Below are 20,563 nucleotides of genomic sequence, written 5' to 3' on the forward strand. Positions count from 1 at the left end.
TAGTGGCGACTAGCCCGCCTGGCTGATGGAGGCGCGCATGCTGACCGGCAGCTGGGTCAGCACCAACTGGGCCAGCTCCTTGATCAGGTCGGTGTCCGGCGTGTCGCCGATGCAGCCCATCTCCTTCAGTCTCAGGGTCAGGGTGTTGAACACCTTCTTGTCGAAGAACTCAGGCGCACTGGTGCCGTGGAGCTTGCACAGACGCTCCGCCAGCTTGGTGGCTTCCTTCTCCAGGGAGCCCCGCTCGATGTGGGGCTCGGCCTGCAGCCTGGCAAGCAGGATGGCGTAGCGCTGCAGGGTCTCCTGACAGATGGCCGCCAGTTGCATCAGGCTGTTGCGCCGGCTCTCCACTATGGTCAGCTGGCCATGGTCGTCCTCAAGCAGGTGACCATGGTTGAGCAGTTCGTTGATCAGGGCGTGCAGATACTCATCCAGCTCGCCGTCCAGACCCATAAACAGCTCAGCCTGCAGCAGCGGGTAGAGCTTGTGGGCGTCTTCGATCAGCTGCTTGCGGCTGGGCTTGGCGCTCTTGACCACCAGCGAGGCCAGCAGGCTGGGCAGGATCATCAGGTGCAGGATGTTGTTGCGGTAGTAGGTCATGGTGACCGCCTGGTGGTCGGCGATGCTGACGATCTCACCCAGGTCATCCTGACTCAGCTGGAACTTCTCCAGGTCCAGCACGGTTTGCAGCACCTGCTTGCCATCCCCTTCGGTCAGGGTGGTGTAGGGGGTGTAGGGCACCGCCTGCAGCAGTTTCAGGTAGAAATCCAGCTGCTGCTCCAGGGTGGCCCGTGGCAAGGCGTGCTGCGGGGTGGCCAGCAGGGTGGTGGCGGTCAGGGTCACTGAACTGACGGCGGCGGCATCGTTGATGTTGCACATCAGCTGATTGGCCAGCTCGTTCACCGCCGGGGTCAGCCAGGGCTGACGCTGCTCAGGATCGTCCTGAGTATCCTCGCGCCAGTTGGGCACCTTGTCGTTGAGGAACTGATGCACGGTGATGGGCTGGCCAAAGTTGACGTAGCCTTCACCATAGTTGCGCAGCTTCTTGATGGCGGACAGCACCTGGCCCAGTCCCTCTTTCTCCTTCTTCTTACCCTTCAGCTCCTTGTGATAGGTGGATACCTCCATCACATGGTCATAGCCCAGGTAGATGGGCACCAGGGTCACCGGACGCTCGATGCCGCGCAGCACCGTCTGGATGGTCATGGCGATCATCCCGGTCTTGGGCGGCAGCAGGCGACCGGTACGGGAGCGGCCCCCTTCGCAGAAGTACTCGATGGAGTAGCCCCGGGCGAACAGCTGGTGCAGGTACTCGCGGAAGACGTCGGCGTACAACTTGTTACCGCGGAAGGAGCGGCGGATGAAGAAGGCACCGCCCTGGCGGAAGATGGGACCGGCAGGCCAGAAGTTCAGGTTCACTCCGGCAGCGATGTGCGGTGGCACCATCCCCTGTTGGTAGATGATGTAGGAGAGCAGCAGGTAATCCATGTGGCTGCGGTGGCAGGGCACGAACACGATCTCGTGACCATCCTGGGACAGCTGACGCACCTGCTCGGCACCGCGAACATTGATGCCGTTGTAGATCTTGTTCCACAGCCAGGAAAGGATGCGCTCACCGATGCGAATCAGGTTGCTGGAGTAGTCGGCGGCGATCTCCTCCAGGTATTCGGTGGCCTTCTCCCGGGCTTTCTCTTCGCTGATCCCCTTGCTCTTGGCCTCGTCGGCGACCGCTTGCTGCAGTCCCTTTGAGGCCAGCAGGCTGGCAAACAGGGCCTGGCGATCCGGCAGACGCGGGCCGGTGGCCACGGTGCGCTGACGACCGAAATGCACCCGGGCAACCCGGGCCAGCTTCTGGGCAATCCCCTCGTCGGTGCCGTGGTTGTCGGCCATGTAACGCAGTGACACGGGACGGGAGAAGCGGATGAAGCTATCCCGGCCCAGCATCATCAGGATAAAGAATTTGCGCAACCAGGTGGGGTGCTCCCGGTTCAGCAGGGTGGCGGAGACACTCTCCTCCTTGCCTGGGTCCCGGCCCCAGAACAGAGACACCGGCACCACCTGGGCGTCCAGGTCATCATAGGTGCGGTGCAGGCCCAGCAGCTTTTCGAAGCGGGCCATAAAGTCCGCTTTCTTGCGCGTGCCAAACAGGGGGGTGGCGCCGTTGAGCCACACCACCCGGCTCACCTTCTCTCCCTTGACCTCCAGGGGCTCAAGGGGACTGGGCAGGCCGCTGTTCAGACAGGCCTCATGCAGGGCCAGCAGATCAGAGTGGGATTCGTGGGCCATCACGTACACCAGGGGCCGCTTGGGATCGATATCCAGCTCAGAGATGGGGTCCTCGGGCACCAGGCGGGTGGTCACTACCGGCTTCTGCAGCCAGCGTGCACCCTGCATCCAGGGTGAAAGGTAGTCTTGAGTCACCGTTGAGTTCGCTTCTTGTTCTTCAATTGACGTAGATTCTACACCGAAAGCGCTCGGTACGGCAGTGGCTCAGATATTCAGTTGTCTCAAACTGTTCCGGAACTCCTGCCTGCAAATAACTGTTGAATTAATCGCCTACCTGTATATACTCACAGTGGTACTGTATAGATAAACAGGTAGAACTATGAAGCCGTTAACCCCAAGACAGAGCCAGGTGCTGGAGCTTATCCGCAGTCACATGCAGGAGACCGGCATGCCCCCCACCCGGGCCGAGATCGCCAAACGCTTGGGGTTCCGCAGTGCCAATGCCGCCGAGGAGCACCTCAAGGCCCTGGCCCGCAAACAGGTGATTGAGATTGTGCCCGGCACCTCCCGGGGCATCCGCCTGCTGGACAGCGGCCCTGAGCCGGAGCAGCTGGGTCTGCCCCTGATCGGTCAGGTGGCCGCCGGTGAGCCGATCCTGGCTCAACAGCATATCGAGCAGCACTGCCAGATGGATCCGGCCATGTTCCATCCCAGCGCCGACTTCCTGCTGAGGGTGCGCGGCGACTCCATGGTGGACATCGGCATCATGGATGGTGACCTGCTGGCGGTACACAGCCAGAAGGACGCCCGCAATGGCCAGGTGGTGGTGGCCAGAGTTGGAGAGGATGTGACGGTAAAACGCTTCGAACGTAAGGGTAACGTCGTCTATCTGCACGCAGAAAACCAAGAGTATCAACCCATAGTGGTCGACCTGGAGCAGGAGTACATGTGCATCGAGGGGCTGGCAGTGGGGGTGATTCGAAATGGAGGATTGCACTGATGAAAAGCCGCCAGGCAACACAATACCGCCACCCTGGCCTGTGGCAGGGAAGTTGGAATCATGGTGCCAGCCTGAACAAGCTGGAGGATGGCATCGAGACCTTGACCCGGCTCGCGCCGGAACTGGCTGAACTGAGCCGCAAAGAGCGCTGGCTGGTGCTGGTCAATCCGCCCGCCTTCGGCTGGAAGCGGATCCTGAAGGAGGCCGGTGTGGCCATGGATCGCATTTTGCTGGTGCGCTGCCAGGACGAGGTGGAGGGGCAGTGGGCCGTGGAGCAGGCCCTGAGCGGCCGCACCTGTTCTGCGGTGCTGGCCTGGTTGCCCACCATCGCCGCCCGTGACTGGCGACGCCTGGAGCTGGCCAGTCGCCGGGCCGATTGCTGTGGCTATCTGTTCCAGCCTCAACACCATCCCATGACTCCTGCCCTGGTCAGCAACTGGATCCACTGATTTTCGGGAAAAAGGGGGGCTTTAGGCTGTAATTAGCCCCAATCCCGATTTTTGAATCTAATTCGCCCCCTTCCTGCGATAATTCGCTCATTCTTTCATCTGCTTAGACTTATATTCCGACTTGGCCGGCATATAAGGTATTTCCTCTGTTTTGCCCTTCCATTGTTTCATTGAGTGCTATTCTTGATCTTGATCAAATGAGTTTGTCTCATTAGGTTAGGAAAAGACACGATCGCAGAATCGTGTGCGGCGGAGTGACTCCGGATTAAGCGGTTCCGCGGTATGCCCAAACCTATTGAGGGGGAGGGGAGCTTCATAGGGCTGTGAATTACTGTGCTGGCTCTCTTCTGGATATTGCAGGTTGCAATACACAGAGGAGCAGTATTTGTGAGACGTTACTTTTCGTTGGTGATCGGCCTGGTGCTGATGCCAACCCTGGCGCTGGCCACGGAATCAGACTACAACCTGACCCCCGGGGTGACCGCCATCAGCGAGCAGGTCTACGGCCTGCATATGACCATCTTCTACATCTGCTGTGCCATTGCGGCGGTGGTGTTCGGCATCATGCTTTACTCGCTGATCCGACACCGCAAGTCCAAGGGGGCAGTGCCTGCCAATTTCCATGAAAGCACCAAGGTTGAGGTGCTGTGGACGGTGATCCCTTTCATCATCCTGATCGTCATGGCGGTCCCGGCCACCAAGACCCTGGTGGCCATGGAGGACCCCAGTGCGTCGGATCTCACCATCCAGGTGACCGGTTCCCAATGGAAGTGGCACTACAAGTACTTCGACAAGGGCGTGGAGTTCTTCAGCCTGATGTCCACCCCTCAGGAGCAGATTAAGAACGCCGAAGCCAAGGGGGAAAACTACCTGCTGGAGGTGGACAAGCCCCTGGTGATTCCTGCCAATCGCAAGGTACGCTTCCTGATGACCTCCGACGATGTGATTCACTCCTGGTGGGTGCCCGCCTTCGCGGTGAAAAAAGACGCCAACCCGGGTTTCATCAACGAGGCCTGGACCAAGGTGGATAAGCCTGGCACCTACCGAGGTCAGTGTGCCGAACTCTGTGGCAAGGACCACGGCTTCATGCCTGTGGTGGTGGAGGTGTTGCCCGAAGCGGAGTTCGACATCTGGCTGGCGGAGCAGCAGGACTCGGCGGCGGCGGCGGCCCAGGCGGAGACCGCGGCCCTGACCGAGACCCTGACTATGGAGGAGTCCATGGTCCTGGGGGAGCAGGTCTATCTCTCCCGCTGCGCTGCCTGCCACATGCCTAATGGTGCCGGACTCCAGGGGGTGTTCCCGGCACTGAAGGACAGCCCCATCGCCCTGGGCGATCCCAAACCCCATATCGACATCGTGGTGCACGGAAAACCGGGCACCGCCATGCAGGCGTTCGCGGCTCAGCTGACCAATAAGGAGCTGGCGGCGGTGGTGACCTATGAGAGAAACGCCTGGGGCAACAACGTAGGCGACGTGATTCAGGCGGCGGATGTGGCTGCCTCCAAGGGACAGTGAGGGCAGGCCAATGACTTTAGCAACGCGAGAGAATCAGGCCGACGTCGGCCACATCGAGACCCCTGAACAGGAGCACCATCATGCCCCCCGTCGGGGATTGAAGCGCTGGTTGCTGACCACCAATCACAAGGAGATCGGTACCCTCTATCTGTGGTTCAGCTTCACCATGTTCCTGGTGGGCGGGGCCATGGCCATGGTGATCCGGGCGGAGTTGTTTCAGCCCGGCTTGCAGCTGGTGGAACCCAACTTCTTTAACCAGATGACCACGGTACACGGCCTGGTGATGGTGTTTGGCGCCGTGATGCCCGCCTTCACCGGCCTGGCCAACTGGATGATCCCCATGATGATTGGGGCGCCGGACATGGCCCTGCCCAGGCTGAATAACTGGAGCTTCTGGATCCTGCCTTTCGCCTTCGCCATGCTGCTGGGCAGCTTGTTTATGGAGGGGGGCGGTCCCGCCTTCGGCTGGACCTTCTATGCACCGTTGTCTACCACCTTCAGCGGCGACTCCACCGCCCTGTTTGTGTTCTCGGTGCACATCATGGGGATCAGCTCCATCATGGGGGCAATCAACGTCATCGTTACCATAGTCAACCTGCGGGCACCGGGGATGACCTACATGAAGATGCCCCTGTTTGTCTGGACCTGGCTGATCACCGCTTTTTTGCTGATCGCGGTGATGCCGGTGCTGGCGGGGGCGGTGACCATGGTGCTCACCGACAAGTACTTCGGCACCAGCTTCTTTGACGCGGCCGGGGGGGGGGATCCTGTGCTGTTCCAGCACATCTTCTGGTTCTTCGGTCACCCCGAGGTGTACATCATGATCCTGCCGGCCTTCGGCATAATCTCGGCCATTGTGCCGGCCTTCAGCCGCAAACGGCTGTTTGGCTATGCCTCCATGGTGTACGCCACCGCCTCTATCGCCCTGCTCTCCTTCATCGTTTGGGCACACCACATGTTTACCACAGGGATGCCGGTGGCGGCGGAGCTGTTCTTCATGTACTGCACCATGCTGATCTCGGTGCCCACTGGGGTGAAGGTGTTCAACTGGGTGGCCACCATGTGGCGAGGGGCCATCAGCTTTGAGGCGCCGATGATGTTTGCCCTGGCCTTCATCGTGCTGTTTACCATAGGCGGCCTGTCTGGGCTGATGCTGGCGATTACGCCGGTGGACTTTCAGTACCACGACACCTACTTCGTGGTGGCTCACTTTCACTATGTGCTGGTCAGCGGCGCGGTGTTCTCCATCATGGCCGCCGCCTACTACTGGCTGCCCAAGTGGACCGGCCATATGTACAGTGAAACCCTGGCCAAGTGGCACTTCTGGTGCTCCATCATCTCGGTCAATCTGCTGTTCTTCCCCATGCACTTCCTGGGGCTGGCGGGGATGCCGAGACGGATTCCTGATTACGCCCTGCAGTTTGCCGACATCAACAAGATCGTCTCCATCGGCGGCTTTGCCTTCGGCCTGTCACAGCTGATCTTCCTGGCCCTGGTAATCAAGTGCATTCGTGGCGGTGACAAGGCCCCGGCCAAGCCCTGGGACGGCGCCGAAGGCCTGGAGTGGAGTGTGGCGTCGCCGGCACCGCTGCACACCTTCGATACCCCGCCCGAGGTGAAGTGATGGCTGGCCGAGACGCGAACCGCGCCCTGGTGACCCGGCTGCTGCTGGTCACCCTGGGGATGTTCGGCTTTGGTTTTGCCCTGGTGCCCCTCTACGACGTGTTCTGTGAGGTGACCGGCATCAATGGCAAAACCGGCGGCCCGGCCACGGCCCAGGTGTCGGGAGTCAACCGGGAGCGCCTGGTGACCGTGGAGTTTGTTACCTCGGTCCACAGCGCCATGCCCTGGGAGTTTGAGCCGGAGATCAACCGCATTCAGGTGCACCCCGGGGAGACCAAGCAGGTGGCCTTCCTGGCGCGCAACCTGTCCGGTGACGCGATCATCGGTCAGGCGATCCCTTCGGTGAGCCCGGGCCAGGGGGCACTCTATTTCTCCAAGATCGAGTGCTTCTGTTTCAATCACCAGCCCCTGGGCGCGGGCGAACAGACCAAGATGCCGCTGCTGTTCTATCTGGATCCGGCACTGCCGGAGGAGATTCAGACCCTGACCCTGTCATACACCCTCTACAACGTCACCGACAAGGTGCAAGAGCGTGGCAAAGGAGTGTAATCCGATGAAGCACGAAAAGTACTATGTACCTGAACAGAGCTACTGGCCCATCGTGGGCGCAGTGGGGCTGTTTCTCATTGCCCTGGGGGCCGGCAACTATGTCGGGGGCCTGAAATCTGGTGACACCGGCATCTTTGGTTATGTACTGCTGTCCGGGATTGCGGTGATTGTGGTGATGGTGGTGGGCTGGTTCCGTAACGTGATTGACGAGTCCATGGCCGGCCTCTACTCCAAGCAGATGGACCGCTCCTTCCGGCAGGGGATGTCCTGGTTCATCTTCTCCGAGGTGATGTTCTTCGCCGCCTTCTTCGGCGCCCTGTTTTACGCCCGGATGATTGCGGTGCCCTGGCTGGGGGGCGAGGGCAACAACGCCATGACCAATGAGGTGCTCTGGCCGGGGTTTGAAGCGATCTGGCCCCTGGAGACCACCCCGTCCGGGCAGACCACTCAAGCCATGGGCTGGCAGGGACTGCCGCTGTACAACACCCTGATCCTGCTGACCTCCTCCATTACTCTGCACTTTGCCCATCTGGGGCTGGAACAGAACCGGCGCAAGGCGCTCACCCTGTGGCTGGGGGGGACCATATTGCTGGGGCTGGCGTTTCTGGTGCTGCAGGCGGAGGAGTATGTGCACGCTTACCAGGAGATGAACCTGACCCTGAGCTCAGGGGTGTACGGCAACACCTTCTTCCTGCTGACCGGGTTCCACGGACTGCACGTGACCCTGGGGACCATCATGCTGCTGGTGATGTTCTTCCGGGTGGTCAAAGGCCACTTCACCCCGGAAAACCACTTTGGGTTCCAGGCCACCAGCTGGTACTGGCACTTTGTGGACGTGGTGTGGCTGATGCTGTTTGTGTTTGTCTACATCCTGTAAGCGCAGCGAAGATCAGTAGGGGCGGGGGTTGGGGGCGATCCAGCCTCCCATCATCGCCAGGATCAGCAGGATGATGACAAAGGCGGAGAGAGCCACCCGCCGTCCCAGGAAGTGGCTCATGGATTTAGGGGCGTCCTTGCTCCTGAGCATCATCACCAGGGCCCGGCCCAGGTTGAAGATGATGAACAGCAGCAGGGCGACGATCAGCAGTTTGATGGCGAGTTCCATGGCAGTGTCCCGTGGCAACCGCCCCGAGTGATGGAAGCGGATGATAAAGAAGGTCCTTGTTCCTCTGGTTACTTTGCTGACATTTTGCGCACTGGTCAAGCTGGGCTGGTGGCAACTGCAGCGGGCGGAGGAGAAGCGGGACCTGCTGGCTCAGATGGTCCAGAACGGCCGGGTGGCGCTGCGTTGGGAACAGCTCAGTGACGAGCCTGCCCTGACCGGGCGACCGCTGAACATCAGCGGTGTCCCCCGGACCGAGCACAGTCTGCTGCTGGATAACCGCACCCTGTCAGGTCGGGTGGGCTATCAATGGCTGCTGCCCCTGGAGGTGGTTCCGGGAGAACCCTGGCTGCTGCTGGACATGGGGTTTGTGCCATCAGGACGAGACAGGGCCGTGTTGCCTGAGTTGCCACAAGTGGCCCAGCAGCTGCAATTGGAGGGGCGGCTCTATCGCCCGGGGCACAACCCCCTGGCGAACCGGCTATTGCCGGAGCCCGGGGCGGTGACCCGAATTCAGGCGGTGAACTTTCAGGAGCTGTCCGCCTGGCTGGAGCGCCCGCTGCACCCCTGGTTGCTGTTTGTGGACCAACCTGCAGACCTGGGTTTCGAGCGACACTGGCGGCCGGTGACCCTGTCCCCGGAGCGGCATCAAGGCTATGCCATGCAGTGGTTCGGCCTAGCCTTGGCCTGGGTGGTGGTGGTGGCCCTGGTGTGGCGCCGCCCAACAACACGTGTTCAGGCACCCAACTCCATTGAGTCCTGAACTTAATCCGCCCTCAACCGACGATGGGCGACCAGTAGAGGAGAGCCTATGAACTCCCGAGCACCATTGATTCTATTGTTACTCGCCTTTGTGGTTCCGGTGGCGGCGGCCTACCTGGTGCTCAATCAGGGGTGGTATCAGGGAGGCAGTACCAACAAGGGGACCCTGCTGGACAGCCTCGATTATCAGGCCATGGCTCAGTCGAATCCGGCTGAGCGGCAGTGGCAACTGCTGACCCTGGTTCCTGCCCACTGCGATGCCCAATGTGAAGACCGACTGACGGCATTGCAACAGATCCATGTGGCTCTGGGGCGGGAGAAGACCCGGGTGGTGCCCGTACTCTATCTGCAACAGGGCCAGAGTGAGGCCACCCGTCTGCTCAGCGAACGAGGGTTCGCCACTGCCAAAGCCAATGAGCAGATCAGCCAGTGGCTCCAACGTTATCCCCTGGTGATTGTCGACCCTATGGGGCAGTGGGTCATGGGCTATGAGCCCGCCGAGGGGCGGGAGCAGCAGATTGCCCAGGGCAAGGCGCTGCTGACGGATCTGCGCAAGATGCTCAAGCTGTCCCGCATCGGATAGGAGGCAGGATGAATCGATTGATACTGGCCACCGCTCTCCTCGCCTTTACCGTGATTTTGGTGGGGGCCTTTACCCGCCTCACCGATGCCGGTCTGGGGTGCCCGGACTGGCCCGGGTGCTACGGTTTCCTGACGCCCACCGCGGCTCAGGCCAATGCGGATCTGGCCCTGAGTCGCTACCCGGACAGGCCGCTGGAGGTGGCCAAAGCCTGGGCCGAGATGGGCCACCGTTATGTGGCCTCCCTGCTCGGCCTGATGATCCTGGTGATTGCGGTCAAATGTTGGCGCACACATCAGCGGGGACATGGCCTGGCCCTGGCGGCCCTGGTGCTGTTTCAGGGGGCTCTGGGGATGTGGACGGTCACCCTCAACCTGATGCCTGTGGTGGTGATGGGCCACCTGCTTGGCGGCCTGACGCTGTTTTGCCTGCTGATTCTGCTGTGGCTCCGGCGTCGGCCCCATCTGCCGGCGGCCTTGCCCGCCCTGGCGGTGCCCGCAGCCCTGGCGCTGGTGGCGCTGGTAATGCAGATCGCCCTGGGGGGCTGGACCTCCGCCAACTACGCGGCGGTGGTCTGCACCACCCTGCCGGTGTGCGAAGGGAGCTGGTGGCAGAATTTGGATTTTGCCTCTGCGTTTCGCCTGATTCAGCCCCAGGCCGAAAGCTATGAGTTCGGCACCCTGGATTACGCGGCGCGAATGACCATTCATGTGACCCACAGGCTGTGGGCGGTGGTGACCGCGGCCCTGCTGTTCTATCTGGCCTGGCAGCTGATGCGTCGCCCGCTGTGGCGCCCTCTGGGGCTGGCTATCGCCCTGATGACCCTGCTGCAGGTTGGACTGGGTCTTGCCAATGTGCTGTTCCAACTGCCCCTGGCAGTGGCAGTGGCGCACAACGGTGGCGGCGCCCTGCTGGCGATGCTGCTGGTCAGTACCAATTATCTGCTGCGGGCCCGGGCCCCCAGTTCAAGCCCTGTGGGGGAGGAGGCGCCATGCTGAAGGCGATTGGATGGAGTAAGGGGCGTCAGGGGCTGGCGTGGCGGGATCTGCTAGAGATGACCAAGCCCAAGGTGGTGCTGTTGATGCTGGTTACTGCCCTGGTGGGCATGGCTCTGGCTTCTCCCGGGATGGTCTCCCCCAGGGTGCTGATCCTGGGGCTGAGCGGCATCGGCTTGATGGCCGGTGCGGCGGCGGCGGTCAATCACCTGCTGGATCGGCAGATCGATCTTAAGATGGCCCGGACCCACAAACGGCCGGTGGCCACCGGCCGGGTCTCGCCGTTTCAGGGGGGGATGTTTGCCCTGGTGATCGGCACCCTGGGGTTTGTGATCCTCTACGGCTTCATCAACCCGTTGACCGCCTGGCTGACCCTGGCCAGCCTGGTGGGCTATGCCCTGGTGTACACCGGCTTTCTCAAGCGGGCGACGCCGCAGAATATCGTCATAGGCGGGCTGGCGGGGGCCATGCCGCCGCTGCTGGGCTGGACCAGTGTTACCGGGGACCTCCATGGCCACGGCCTGCTGCTGGTGATCATCATCTTTACCTGGACGCCGCCCCACTTCTGGGCCCTGGCCATTCACCGCCGGGAAGAGTACGCCAAGGCCGACATCCCCATGCTGCCGGTGACCCATGGGGTGGAGTACACCAAGACCTCCATACTGCTCTATAGCTTCCTGCTGGTGATCGCCTGCATGTTGCCCGTTCTGGTGGGCATGAGCGGCGCCCTCTATCTGGCGGGCTCCACCATCCTGAGTCTGTGGTTCCTGGCCCGGGCCTGGCAGCTCAAGTTTGCCCCTAAGCCGGATTCGGCCATCAAGCTGTTCCTGCTCTCCATTTGGCAGTTGCTGGCGCTGTTTGTGCTGATTCTGGTGGATCACTATCTGGGGGTGGCACTGTGAGTCGCGCATTGACCCTGGCCATTGCCCTGGTGGCACTGGCTGCCGGAGCCATGCTGGCCCTGTGGAGCAGCAAGCCGCCCCAGGTCTCGGCCCTGTGGCTTCCCGAACCCAGACCCCTGGCTTCTTTTGAGCTGACCGATGACATGGGGCGCCCCTTCAACAACGACAGCCTCCAGGGGCAGTGGACCCTGCTGTTTATGGGGTTTACCTCCTGCCCAGATGTTTGTCCGGGCACCATGGCTCGTCTGGCATCCAGCTATGACGAGCTGTCCAAGGCGGTGCCGCTGCAGGTGGTGCTGCTGTCGGTGGACCCTCAGCGGGACTCCGCCGAGCGGCTGCACCAGTACGTGACCTACTTCAATCCGCAGTTTCGCGGCATCACCGGTCCCCACGATCAGCTGTATGGCCTGAGCCGCAGCATGGGCCTGGTGTACGCCATGGTGGAGAGCGACGGGGCGGACGGTTACTCGGTGGACCACAGCGCGGACATCGCCCTGATCAATCCCAGGGGAGAGCTGGAAGCCCTGTTCCGGCCCCAGGGGGAGCCCGGTGAACTCCGATTGGTCTCCATGGGGCACATCCGCGACGATCTGCCCAAGATCGCCGCCTATGGTGGCTAGTGGTTGAGTCCATCCTCCGGAGTGTGATGTACTGACTTAATCTTCAGTGGATACAAGGATGTATCATGTTGCGGCTCCTCCCTTTGCTGCTGCCCCTACTCCTGGGCGGCTGCGCCTCCCTGGTGGCCAACCAGATCACCGATTTTCCTGCGCCTCAGCCCGGTGAGGATGAGATGAGACTGGTCGAGATTGCCCAGCTTGAGTCTCAACGCTTTTGCGCGCCGAATCGCTGCCTGAGTTACCTCCGTACTCGAGCAGACTTTCCTGGGGCGAAGCAGCTAAAGGTCAAAGTCCAGGCGGCTGATGAAACTACAGACTATTTGACTCTGAAGTGGGACAGGGAACCCAACGCCAAAGGCACCATAGTGCTGCTCCACGGTTACCAGATGTACAAAGAGGCGATGGTCCTCAATGCGGCCTACTGGCGGTTTTTGGGTTATCAGGTGCTGGTGCCGGACCTGGGGGGCCATGGTCAGAGTGACGGCCCCTTCAGCTTCGGGGTAAAGGATGCCCGGCTGCTGAGCCAATGGCTGGATGCCCAGAAGGAGCTGGAGCAGCCGCTGTACCTGTTCGGTAACTCCATGGGCGCGGTGGCGGCCCTGCACCTGGCCAGTGTCCGCGAGGATGTGGCCGGGTTGATTTTCCAGGCGCCCATGCTGGATCTGGAGACCGGTGTTCGGGCGTATCAGCAGAGTTTTGCCAGTGCCCCCATGCGGCTGATCGACGACGAGGATCTCAAGGAGGGGGTAGGTTTGGCCCTGCAGAACCTGGGCCTTAGCCCGTCTCAGCTGAGCTTTCGGCAACTGATGGGAGACAGCTCACTTCCTGCCCTGATTCTGGCCTCGGACCAGGATCCCTTTGCCCCTTTCGGGGCCCTGCAGCCACTCCAGGACGATAGGGTTGAGGTGGTAAACCTCCCCGGCCAGGATCATCTGCAGATGGGACTCATCGGTCCCGGGCAGCATGGACCGATAAGTCGTTGGATGGCCCGTCAGCAACCCGGGCTCATGGTTCCGAAGCTGGTCGGCAGTCCAGAGCAGGCTACTCCTTAGGCCAGCTGCCGTCGGCCCTGGCCTGAACCCAGGGCTGGGAGAACCAATAGTAGCCGCCGCTGCTGCGGCTGGGGGCGGTGCAGTTGTAGCGGGAGCGCCCTGCGGGCAGGGGCAGGTCCGCCTGGATGGTGAAGCTTTGCTCGTCCAGCCAGGTGGGGGCCTTGCCACCCTGACCCTGGATGTAACACATCAGGGCGTCACGACGCAGGTCCTCGCCCTCGAGGGTAACGGTGAGGATGGGGCGGGGGCGCTCCTTCAGTTCGGACTCATCCCCTTCCAGTTTTACCGCCGGCATGTTCAGGCTGTGCAGTTTCACCTTGAGGGCGTCCATGTCCGCGTAGGGGCCGGCCACCGGGAACCGTGGGACCGCCGTCAGGCTGGAGTAGGGACCCGCGGCCCCTGAATGCTGACCTATGCCCACATAACCCATCTGCTCCAGGCGCTGACGCAGGGCCTGGTTGAACTCCCCATAGGGGTAGGCCAGCTGGCGGACGCTGTAACCCAGCTCCTTTTCGATGGCCGCCTCGGTGCGCTCCAGGTTGGCCTGGATGCGGTCCAGCCAGGCGGCTTCATCTTCTCCATCCAGGCGGCGAATCAGGTGCTCGTGTCCCCAGCTGTGGTTGGCGATGACGGCGCCCTCTGACGACAGCTGCCGCAGGGTGTCCCAGTTCATCATCCGGGCAAAGTTGCGCTCTATGGGCTCGATGGCCACAAACAGGGTGTAGGGGAATCCGTGGGCTTTCAGCACCGGGTGGGCGTTGTCGGCCACGTTTCGATAACCGTCGTCGAAGGTGATGGCCACGGTTTTCGGCGGCAGGTGTTCACCCTTGCGTATGGCGTCGATCACCTGGGTCAGGGGCACCACGCTGAACTCATTCTGGGCCAGGTAGGCCATCTGCTCCTGGAATTGAGCAGGGGTGACGCTGGTACTGGCCGGGGTATCCTCGCTAACATGGTGATACTGGAGAATCACCGCCGCTGCTGCACTCTGTACCCACAGCAATGCCAGCAGGGACACCAGTGTTGTCATTCGTTTCATAACAGGTTCCAAGTTTCCATGACCCTTACCGCCATCCTCTCCCGGCGTCAGGCCCACAGGCGTACTTTTGCCCTGGCCTGGCCGATGATTCTGTCCAATATCACCATCCCTCTGCTGGGCCTGGTGGATACGGCGGTAATTGGTCATCTTGATGAGGCCTACTACCTGGGTGGCGTGGCCGTCGGGTCGATGATTATAACCTTTCTGATGTGGATGCTGGGCTTTTTGCGCATGGGCACCACCGCCCTGGTGGCCCAGGGCCATGGGGCCGATGATCTGCAGGCCCAGTTCGAGGTACTGAAACAGGGGCTGATGCTGGCATTGGGCCTGGCCCTGATTGTGGTGCTGTTGCAGTGGCCCATTCTTCATTGGGGCCTTCCCCTGGCGGGAGGCAGCGGTGAGGTACAGCAGTATGCGGCGCAGTACTTTGCCATTCGCATCTGGGGGGCACCGGCGGCCCTGACCAACCTGGTGCTGCTGGGCTTCCTCCTGGGCCGGGGACAGCCCAAGGTGGCCATGTGGCAGCTGTTGCTGGGCAATGGACTCAATATAGTGCTGGATCTGTTGTTCGTGGTGGGTCTCGGGTGGGGGGTGGCTGGCGCGGCCTGGGCCAGCCTGGTGGCGGAGTACGGCACCATGGCCCTGGCGGCGGTGCTGGTGTGGCGTCAGCTGCGACAGGGTGGTCAGTTGAACCGACAGTTTAAGTTCTCTGGCATGGGCCGCTTGGTGAAGCTGAACCGGGACATCTTCCTGCGCACCCTGTGTCTGCAGCTTTGCTTCAGCTTCGTCACCCTGATGGGGGCCAGGCTGGGTGACTCCGTGGTGGCGGGCAACGCGGTGCTGATGAACTTCCTGCTGGTGATCTCCTACGCCCTGGACGGTTTCGCCTACAGCGCCGAGGTGGAAGTGGGCCGGGCCTGGGGCGCCCGGGACAGAAACAGGTTGCGCCAGGCGGTGGTGCTGGGCTGGTTCTGGTCCGGGGTGACCGCCCTGCTGTTTACCCTGCTGTTTTCCCTGGCGGGAGAGGGGATGATCCGCTTGCTGACCGACATCGAGGCGGTGCGCAGCCACGCCCTGCACTATCTGCCCTGGGTGGTGGCACTGCCGCTGCTGGCGTTCAGCTGTTTCTTGTTTGACGGTGTCTACATCGGCGCGGCGCTGGGGCGGCCTATGCGCAACGCCATGCTGATCTCCGCCTTGGGTTTCTTCCTGCTGTGGTGGGGCTTCCGGGAGCTGGGCAACCACGGGCTGTGGCTGGCACTCTGCGGCTTCATGTTGCTGCGGGGAGTGACCCTGGGCTGGCACTACCTGGTGAGGCTGAAACCCGAAGCCCACTGGACACCATAAAAAACGCCCGGCACAGGCCGGGCGTTGTCGTGTCTGGGGCAGATCAGTAGAAGGAGTGGTCGCCGTGCTGGTGCTCGGTCATGTCCTTCACGCCGTTCAGCTCGCCGGGGAAAGCTTCCAGCAGCTGCTTCTCGATGCCATCTTTCAGGGTCACGTCCACCATGGAGCAGCCGTTACAGCCGCCGCCAAACTGGATCACGGCTACGCCGTCGTCGGTGAGCTCCATCAGGGTGATGAAGCCGCCGTGGCCAGCCAGCTGAGGGTTCACCTGGGACTGAATGATGTAGTCCAGGCGGTCCTTCAGAGGAGCGTCGTCGGCCACTTTTCGCATCTTGGCGTTGGGGGCTTTCAGGGTCAGCTGGGCACCCAGCTGATCGGTCACGTAATCGATGAGGGCCTCTTCCAGGAAGGGGGCGCTCTTCTCATCCACCAGGGCGTCAAAGCCATCAAAAGGCAGGGTGATGTCATCCTCTTCCACTGCGTCTGGCGGGCAGTAGGAGACGCCGCACTCAGCTTGAGGGGTGCCTGGGTTGATGACAAATACACGGATGTTGGTGCCGTCGGCCTGCTGCTCCAGCAGCTTCTTGAAGTGGCCCTGGGCGGATTCGGTAATGGTGATCATAACTGCTCTCTGCTGCGGCTAAAGCCTGAGTAGTGGAGTCGGATATCCGAATCATACTCCGATGCGAAGTCGGATAACACCCTTGAAGGGCGATCCCAGTCACGCTTTGGCTGGATCATGACCGGTCCCACTGTTAGCATTTGCCTACTATAAAAGCAGAAGAACCTCACGGAAGATGAGATATTTTTTATTAATATTCAGCATGATAGCTGGTTACGTCTGGGCCTCGCCCTCTGCCCTGCTCCCCAAGGACCGGGCGTACCTGACCTCCATTCAAACCCCACAGCAGGCGTTTGGCCGACCCGTAGGGGAGCGCCACCTGCGCTACGATCAGGTGCTCAGTTACTTTCAGACCCTGGCCCGGGAGTCGGACCGGGTGACCCTGGAGTCCGCCGGTTTCAGTCACCAGGGGCGACAGCAGATCGCTGCGGTGATCACCTCGCCGGAGAATCATCAGCGGCTGGACAGCATTCTGGCTCAGCGCGCCAAGGTGACCCAGGGAGAGCGGGTCGCCGGGCCCACCGTGGTGTGGCTGGCCTACAGCATCCATGGGGATGAGGCCAGTGGCCTGCATGCGGGCACCCTGTTCGCCTACTACCTGGCAGCCGCCCAATCCCAGGAGGTGGCCGACTGGCTCAAGGAGATGGTGATTCTGATCACCCCCAGCCAGAATCCCGATGGCAATGACCGCTTCGCCAACTGGGTAAACGGCTTTACCGGTGACACCCTCAATGGCTCCAGCTGGCACAGGGAGCATTTTCAGTCCTGGCCCAGCGGCCGGGTCAACCACTTCCTGGCGGATCTGAACCGGGACTGGCTCTACATGAGGCACCCGGAAAGCCGGGGGCGGGTGAAGGTATACCAGCGCTGGCAGCCTCATGTGGTGGGCGACTTCCATGAGATGGGACACAACAGCAGTTACTTCTTCCAGCCCGGCGTGCCCAGCCGCACCCACCCGCTGACCCCTTCCCAGAACCAGTCTCTTACCTCTGCCCTGGGCAACTACCATGCCGATGCCTTAGACGCCCTGGGCCAGCCCTATTTCTCCCGTGAGTCGTTCGATGACTTCTACTACGGCAAGGGCTCCACCTACCCGGACATCAACGGCGGCGTCGGCATCCTGTTTGAGCAGGCGACGGTTCGCGGCCACTTGCGTGAGACCGACTATGGCCCCCGCACTTTCAGTGAGGCGATTCGTAATCAGCTGGCCACCTCCTTCTCCACGGTGAGGGGCAGCTTCGATCAGCAGAAGGCGTTGCAGCAGTATCAGTACGATTTCTTTGCCGACTCCCTGGAGCGCGGCCAGGACCGCCGTGGCGCCGGTTTCATCGTCGGCGCCCAGGGAGATCAGGGGCGTCTGGACGCCCTGACCCGGGTGCTGGATGCCCACAGGGTCAGTTACGGCTACCTGGCCAAAACCGTCTCTGCCCAGCAGCGCACCTTTGAACCGGGCAGTCTGTTTATCCCCTTTGCCCAGAGCCGCTACGCCCTGGTGGAAGCGCTGTTCGACAAGCGCACCGAGTTTGAGGACAACACCTTCTACGATGTCTCCGCCTTTGCGGTGGACCTGGCCTTTGATCTGGATGTCGCCACCTTGAAGCGACAGCCCAAACTGATGAAGCAGCGACCACAGCAGGCACAGCCGCTGCAGCAGAGCGCTGTGGCCTGGGTGATCCCCTGGTCCGACAGACACTCTCCGGCGGCGTTGCAGCAACTGCTTAAAGCAGGCATACAGGTGCGTTTCAGCGAGCTGCCCAGTCGGCTGCAGGGCAGTGACGGCGAGCTGGTTCTGGCCCCGGGCGCCCTGGTAATCAACGGCCGTCAGCCGGGCGTTGCCCAGGCGCTGCAGCAGGTGCAGCAGGAGTTTGGCCTGGTGGCCAAGGCGGTAATCCGTGGTCAGGCCTTGAACGGCCCCGACCTGGGCAGCCGCACCTTCCGGGCGGTGAGCGAGGTGAAGCCGATGATCCTGGTGGGGCGCAATGTCTCCCAGTATGAAGTGGGCCAGCTGTGGCACTACCTGGATCAGCAGTTGGGGGTTGCCCCCACCCTGATCGACGGTGAGTATGCCGAGCGGGTGCCCATGGAGGAGTTCACCCATCTGTTTTTGGTGGATGGCCGCTACCGCAGCCTGACGCCGGCCCTGAGCAGTCGCATTCAGACCTTTGTCCGTCGGGGCGGGGTGCTGGTGGCCTGGCAGGGCGGTGCCCGAGAGGTGTCGGACTGGGGGATGGTGCCAGTGGACATTCAGGGCAGGGAGGAGTTGGGCCGTGAGTTTGAGGAGCATCCGATCCAGTTTGCCGAGCGCCACCATGAGGATGCCCGACGCACCATTGGCGGTGCCATCGTCGGCTGGGACCTGGACGTCAGCCATCCCCTGGCCTTCGGCCTGAGACCCACCCTGCCGATGATGAAGGACAGGGAGATGGTGCTCGAGGCCCGCGGCGGAGTGGTGGTGGGACGCTATGGCGACCAACCTCTGTTGTCCGGCTTTATGGCGCCGGAGTATCGCCAGTCCCTGGCCAGCCAGAGCAGTGCGGTGGTGGCCAAAAGCGGCAAGGGCGCCGTGGTGCTGCTGGCGGATAACCCCCTGTTCCGCAACTTCTGGTTAGGGGGAGAGCGCCTGGTGGCCAACAGTCTGTTCCTGGTTCCCGCCCTGCATTGATCCGAGTCAGCGCCTGTTGAGGGCGCTGGCCAGGGTCCAGAACTGAGTGACCCTCACCCCGGCCTGGCCCAGGGTGCGGGTCACTGTTTTCAGGGTGGAGCCTGTGGTGATGATGTCATCCACCAATGCCACCTGTTGCCCCTCTCCCTCTCCTGCCAGGCTGAAGGCATCCCTGAGGTTGTCCCGTCGCGCCTGACCATCCAGCTGGTGCTGCAATCGGGTGGGGCGGGCCTTAACCACCAGTTGGTCCAGCAATGGCAGCGTCAGCTCCCTAGAGAGGGCTTGGGCCACCAGCCAGGCGGGATTAAACCCCAGTTGCTGCAGCCTGGATGCGTGGGTGGGGACGGGCACCAAGGCCTGGGGCAGGGGAAGATGCCCCTGGTCATGGTATGCCTGGATTCGACTGGCCAGGACCTTGGCAAGGGGATTGACCAGCTGCGGCTGCCCATGAGCCTTGATACGGGCCACGCAGGGGCCGATGGGACCGTGATAATGAAAGGCGCTCACCACCGGCCGCCATCGTTTGCGGGTCAGGCAGCTGCCGCAGCGATGAGGCGGAGCCAGCTCCAGCGGGCGGTGACAGTGGAGGCACACCTGACCCAGGGCGCCGTCGGCCAGGCAGACGTCGCACAGCCCTGCTCCTCGGGCCAGGGGTTGCTGGCACAGGGTGCAGCGGTTGGGTAGACTGGCCGCCAGAATCGACGACAGGGCATGGGAGAGGGTCAGCATGTCATTAAGCCTAGACGAATCCATTCACATTCATTGGCAGGGTGAGGGGCAGCCTTTGTTGCTGCTTCATGGCTGGGGGATGAATGGCCAGGTGTTTGAGCCCTTTGCCCAGTTGCTGGCGGAGCGGGGATTTCGGGTGGGCCGGGTTGATCTGCCCGGCTTCGGCCGCAGTGCGCCGCTGAGCGACGGCCTGACTCTGGAGGGAGTCAGCCGGGCCCTGGCGCCGCGATTGCCTGAGGCCTGTGTCCTGGTGGGTTGGTCCCTGGGTGGGATGGCGGCTACCCGCCTGGCCCTGGATTGCCCAGAGCGGGTCAGTCACCTGATCACCCTGGCCAGCTCTCCCTGCTTCAGTGCCCGGGATGAGTGGGCGGGCATCAAGCCCAGGGTGCTGGCCGGGTTTGCCCAGGCCCTGACTCAGGATCTGGCCGGTACCCTAGAACGCTTTGTGGCGCTGCAGGCCATGGGCAGCGCCAGTGCCCGCAAGGACACCAAGGCGATCCGCACCCTGTTGTCTGAGGCGCCGGAACCCGACGGTGAGTCGCTGGCCCAGGGACTGGCGATCCTCAAGGATGTGGACCTGCGCCCCCAATTGCAGAGTCTGAGCCAGCCCTGGCTGCGACTCTATGGCCGACTGGATGCCCTGGTGCCGGCGGAGTCGCTGCCGGCGATGACCGCCCTGGCGCCCGCCAGCGAGCAGGTGGTGTTGCCCAAGGCGGCTCATGCCCCCTTCATCTCACACCCCAAGGAAACCCTTGCAAGCATCGAGACATTCTTAGGACGTGTCTAACC

At 62.1% G+C, this 20,563-nt stretch carries 19 protein-coding genes and 1 pseudogene; 15 read left to right on the plus strand and 5 right to left on the minus strand.

What is annotated here, in order from left to right; genetic code table 11:
- Window positions 1-9: 9 nt before the first annotated feature.
- Complete coding sequence (plsB, locus tag QUE41_RS00840) at window positions 10-2,394, minus strand: glycerol-3-phosphate 1-O-acyltransferase PlsB (protein ID WP_353506872.1); 2,385 nt, start codon at window positions 2,392-2,394, stop codon at window positions 10-12.
- Between the two features lie 211 nt (window positions 2,395-2,605).
- On the opposite strand from plsB, the gene lexA reads away from it, so the two are divergent.
- The 6 genes and pseudogenes from lexA (at window position 2,606) to QUE41_RS00870 (ending at window position 8,239) form a co-directional block, all read left to right on the plus strand.
- Window positions 2,606-3,226: a transcriptional repressor LexA gene (gene lexA, locus QUE41_RS00845; RefSeq protein ID WP_286341137.1), complete on the plus strand. Its 621-nt coding sequence runs from the start codon at window positions 2,606-2,608 to the stop codon at window positions 3,224-3,226.
- Window positions 3,226-3,675 carry a SulA-like leucine-rich domain-containing protein gene (locus QUE41_RS00850; RefSeq protein ID WP_286341138.1) on the plus strand — a complete coding sequence of 150 codons (450 nt, stop codon included), beginning with the start codon at window positions 3,226-3,228 and terminating at the stop codon, window positions 3,673-3,675. The genes lexA and QUE41_RS00850 overlap by 1 nt, the downstream gene beginning before the upstream one ends.
- Window positions 3,676-4,062: 387 nt before the next feature.
- A pseudogene (gene coxB / locus QUE41_RS00855) lies at window positions 4,063-5,175 on the plus strand (cytochrome c oxidase subunit II); the annotation flags it as partial.
- Window positions 5,176-5,200: 25 nt separating this feature from the next.
- A complete protein-coding gene (gene ctaD / locus QUE41_RS00860) occupies window positions 5,201-6,814 on the plus strand; it encodes a cytochrome c oxidase subunit I (RefSeq protein ID WP_286341139.1) in 1,614 nt (537 codons plus the stop codon).
- Window positions 6,814-7,362 carry a cytochrome c oxidase assembly protein gene (locus tag QUE41_RS00865; RefSeq protein WP_286341140.1) on the plus strand — a complete coding sequence of 183 codons (549 nt, stop codon included), beginning with the start codon at window positions 6,814-6,816 and terminating at the stop codon, window positions 7,360-7,362. Before ctaD ends, QUE41_RS00865 begins: the two co-directional genes overlap by 1 nt.
- 4 nt (window positions 7,363-7,366) lie before the next feature.
- Window positions 7,367-8,239 carry a cytochrome c oxidase subunit 3 gene (locus QUE41_RS00870; RefSeq protein WP_035385268.1) on the plus strand — a complete coding sequence of 291 codons (873 nt, stop codon included), beginning with the start codon at window positions 7,367-7,369 and terminating at the stop codon, window positions 8,237-8,239.
- Between the two features lie 12 nt (window positions 8,240-8,251).
- Here QUE41_RS00870 and QUE41_RS00875 read toward each other — a convergent pair whose 3' ends face one another.
- A complete protein-coding gene (locus tag QUE41_RS00875) occupies window positions 8,252-8,467 on the minus strand; it encodes a DUF2909 domain-containing protein (RefSeq protein ID WP_028109386.1) in 216 nt (71 codons plus the stop codon).
- Window positions 8,468-8,507: 40 nt separating this feature from the next.
- Between QUE41_RS00875 and QUE41_RS00880 the strand changes: the two genes are divergently transcribed.
- The 6 genes from QUE41_RS00880 to QUE41_RS00905 all read left to right on the plus strand — a co-directional run bounded on the left by QUE41_RS00880 (window position 8,508) and on the right by QUE41_RS00905 (window position 13,375).
- Window positions 8,508-9,227 carry an SURF1 family protein gene (locus QUE41_RS00880; protein WP_286341141.1) on the plus strand — a complete coding sequence of 240 codons (720 nt, stop codon included), beginning with the start codon at window positions 8,508-8,510 and terminating at the stop codon, window positions 9,225-9,227.
- A 48-nt stretch (window positions 9,228-9,275) separates the two neighbouring features.
- Entirely contained in the window at window positions 9,276-9,809 is a 534-nt protein-coding gene (locus tag QUE41_RS00885) for a redox-active disulfide-containing membrane protein (protein ID WP_286341142.1), read from the plus strand.
- An 8-nt stretch (window positions 9,810-9,817) separates the two neighbouring features.
- Complete coding sequence (locus QUE41_RS00890) at window positions 9,818-10,804, plus strand: COX15/CtaA family protein (RefSeq protein ID WP_286341143.1); 987 nt, start codon at window positions 9,818-9,820, stop codon at window positions 10,802-10,804.
- On the plus strand, window positions 10,798-11,703 hold the full coding sequence (cyoE, locus tag QUE41_RS00895; RefSeq protein WP_286341144.1) for a heme o synthase: 906 nt from the start codon (window positions 10,798-10,800) through the stop codon (window positions 11,701-11,703). The genes QUE41_RS00890 and cyoE overlap by 7 nt, the downstream gene beginning before the upstream one ends.
- Window positions 11,700-12,323, plus strand: coding sequence for an SCO family protein (locus QUE41_RS00900; protein WP_286341145.1), 624 nt, complete (start codon window positions 11,700-11,702; stop codon window positions 12,321-12,323). The genes cyoE and QUE41_RS00900 overlap by 4 nt, the downstream gene beginning before the upstream one ends.
- Before the next feature lie 65 nt (window positions 12,324-12,388).
- On the plus strand, window positions 12,389-13,375 hold the full coding sequence (locus tag QUE41_RS00905) for an alpha/beta hydrolase (protein ID WP_286341146.1): 987 nt from the start codon (window positions 12,389-12,391) through the stop codon (window positions 13,373-13,375).
- On the opposite strand, the gene QUE41_RS00910 is transcribed toward QUE41_RS00905, so the two are convergent.
- On the minus strand, window positions 13,365-14,414 hold the full coding sequence (locus QUE41_RS00910; RefSeq protein WP_286341147.1) for a polysaccharide deacetylase family protein: 1,050 nt from the start codon (window positions 14,412-14,414) through the stop codon (window positions 13,365-13,367). The genes QUE41_RS00905 and QUE41_RS00910 overlap by 11 nt on opposite strands.
- A gap of 18 nt (window positions 14,415-14,432) precedes the next feature.
- Here QUE41_RS00910 and dinF point away from each other — a divergent pair, with 18 nt between their 5' ends.
- Window positions 14,433-15,761 carry an MATE family efflux transporter DinF gene (dinF, locus tag QUE41_RS00915; protein WP_286341148.1) on the plus strand — a complete coding sequence of 443 codons (1,329 nt, stop codon included), beginning with the start codon at window positions 14,433-14,435 and terminating at the stop codon, window positions 15,759-15,761.
- Window positions 15,762-15,804: 43 nt separating this feature from the next.
- Here dinF and nfuA read toward each other — a convergent pair whose 3' ends face one another.
- A complete protein-coding gene (nfuA, locus tag QUE41_RS00920; protein WP_286341149.1) occupies window positions 15,805-16,383 on the minus strand; it encodes a Fe-S biogenesis protein NfuA in 579 nt (192 codons plus the stop codon).
- A 202-nt stretch (window positions 16,384-16,585) separates the two neighbouring features.
- Between nfuA and QUE41_RS00925 the strand changes: the two genes are divergently transcribed.
- Window positions 16,586-19,045 carry a M14 family zinc carboxypeptidase gene (locus QUE41_RS00925; protein ID WP_286341150.1) on the plus strand — a complete coding sequence of 820 codons (2,460 nt, stop codon included), beginning with the start codon at window positions 16,586-16,588 and terminating at the stop codon, window positions 19,043-19,045.
- Between the two features lie 6 nt (window positions 19,046-19,051).
- On the opposite strand, the gene QUE41_RS00930 is transcribed toward QUE41_RS00925, so the two are convergent.
- Window positions 19,052-19,774, minus strand: a complete 723-nt coding sequence (locus QUE41_RS00930; protein WP_286341151.1) for a ComF family protein — start codon at window positions 19,772-19,774, stop codon at window positions 19,052-19,054.
- On the opposite strand from QUE41_RS00930, the gene bioH reads away from it, so the two are divergent.
- The gene (gene bioH, locus QUE41_RS00935; RefSeq protein WP_286341152.1) at window positions 19,773-20,561 is read left to right on the plus strand and encodes a pimeloyl-ACP methyl ester esterase BioH; all 789 of its coding nucleotides are present in this window, start codon (window positions 19,773-19,775) and stop codon (window positions 20,559-20,561) included. The genes QUE41_RS00930 and bioH overlap by 2 nt on opposite strands.
- Window positions 20,562-20,563: the final 2 nt, after the last annotated feature.

It is taken from the genome of Ferrimonas sp. YFM (assembly GCF_030296015.1).
GTDB lineage: Bacteria > Pseudomonadota > Gammaproteobacteria > Enterobacterales > Shewanellaceae > Ferrimonas.

Bases quoted from the DNA above. Each gene is read 5' to 3' on its own strand.
- QUE41_RS00910 (WP_286341147.1), bottom strand. From the start codon at position 14,414: ATGAAACGAATGACAACACTGGTGTCCCTGCTGGCATTGCTGTGGGTA.
- bioH (WP_286341152.1), top strand. From the start codon at position 19,773: ATGTCATTAAGCCTAGACGAATCCATTCACATTCATTGGCAGGGTGAG.
- QUE41_RS00880 (WP_286341141.1), top strand. From the start codon at position 8,508: ATGATAAAGAAGGTCCTTGTTCCTCTGGTTACTTTGCTGACATTTTGC.
- QUE41_RS00925 (WP_286341150.1), top strand. From the start codon at position 16,586: ATGATAGCTGGTTACGTCTGGGCCTCGCCCTCTGCCCTGCTCCCCAAG.
- dinF (WP_286341148.1), top strand. From the start codon at position 14,433: ATGACCCTTACCGCCATCCTCTCCCGGCGTCAGGCCCACAGGCGTACT.
- cyoE (WP_286341144.1), top strand. From the start codon at position 10,798: ATGCTGAAGGCGATTGGATGGAGTAAGGGGCGTCAGGGGCTGGCGTGG.
- plsB (WP_353506872.1), bottom strand. From the start codon at position 2,394: ATGCAGGGTGCACGCTGGCTGCAGAAGCCGGTAGTGACCACCCGCCTG.
- nfuA (WP_286341149.1), bottom strand. From the start codon at position 16,383: ATGATCACCATTACCGAATCCGCCCAGGGCCACTTCAAGAAGCTGCTG.
- lexA (WP_286341137.1), top strand. From the start codon at position 2,606: ATGAAGCCGTTAACCCCAAGACAGAGCCAGGTGCTGGAGCTTATCCGC.
- QUE41_RS00905 (WP_286341146.1), top strand. From the start codon at position 12,389: ATGTTGCGGCTCCTCCCTTTGCTGCTGCCCCTACTCCTGGGCGGCTGC.
- QUE41_RS00865 (WP_286341140.1), top strand. From the start codon at position 6,814: ATGGCTGGCCGAGACGCGAACCGCGCCCTGGTGACCCGGCTGCTGCTG.
- QUE41_RS00890 (WP_286341143.1), top strand. From the start codon at position 9,818: ATGAATCGATTGATACTGGCCACCGCTCTCCTCGCCTTTACCGTGATT.
- QUE41_RS00870 (WP_035385268.1), top strand. From the start codon at position 7,367: ATGAAGCACGAAAAGTACTATGTACCTGAACAGAGCTACTGGCCCATC.
- QUE41_RS00850 (WP_286341138.1), top strand. From the start codon at position 3,226: ATGAAAAGCCGCCAGGCAACACAATACCGCCACCCTGGCCTGTGGCAG.
- QUE41_RS00930 (WP_286341151.1), bottom strand. From the start codon at position 19,774: ATGCTGACCCTCTCCCATGCCCTGTCGTCGATTCTGGCGGCCAGTCTA.
- QUE41_RS00875 (WP_028109386.1), bottom strand. From the start codon at position 8,467: ATGGAACTCGCCATCAAACTGCTGATCGTCGCCCTGCTGCTGTTCATC.
- ctaD (WP_286341139.1), top strand. From the start codon at position 5,201: ATGACTTTAGCAACGCGAGAGAATCAGGCCGACGTCGGCCACATCGAG.
- QUE41_RS00885 (WP_286341142.1), top strand. From the start codon at position 9,276: ATGAACTCCCGAGCACCATTGATTCTATTGTTACTCGCCTTTGTGGTT.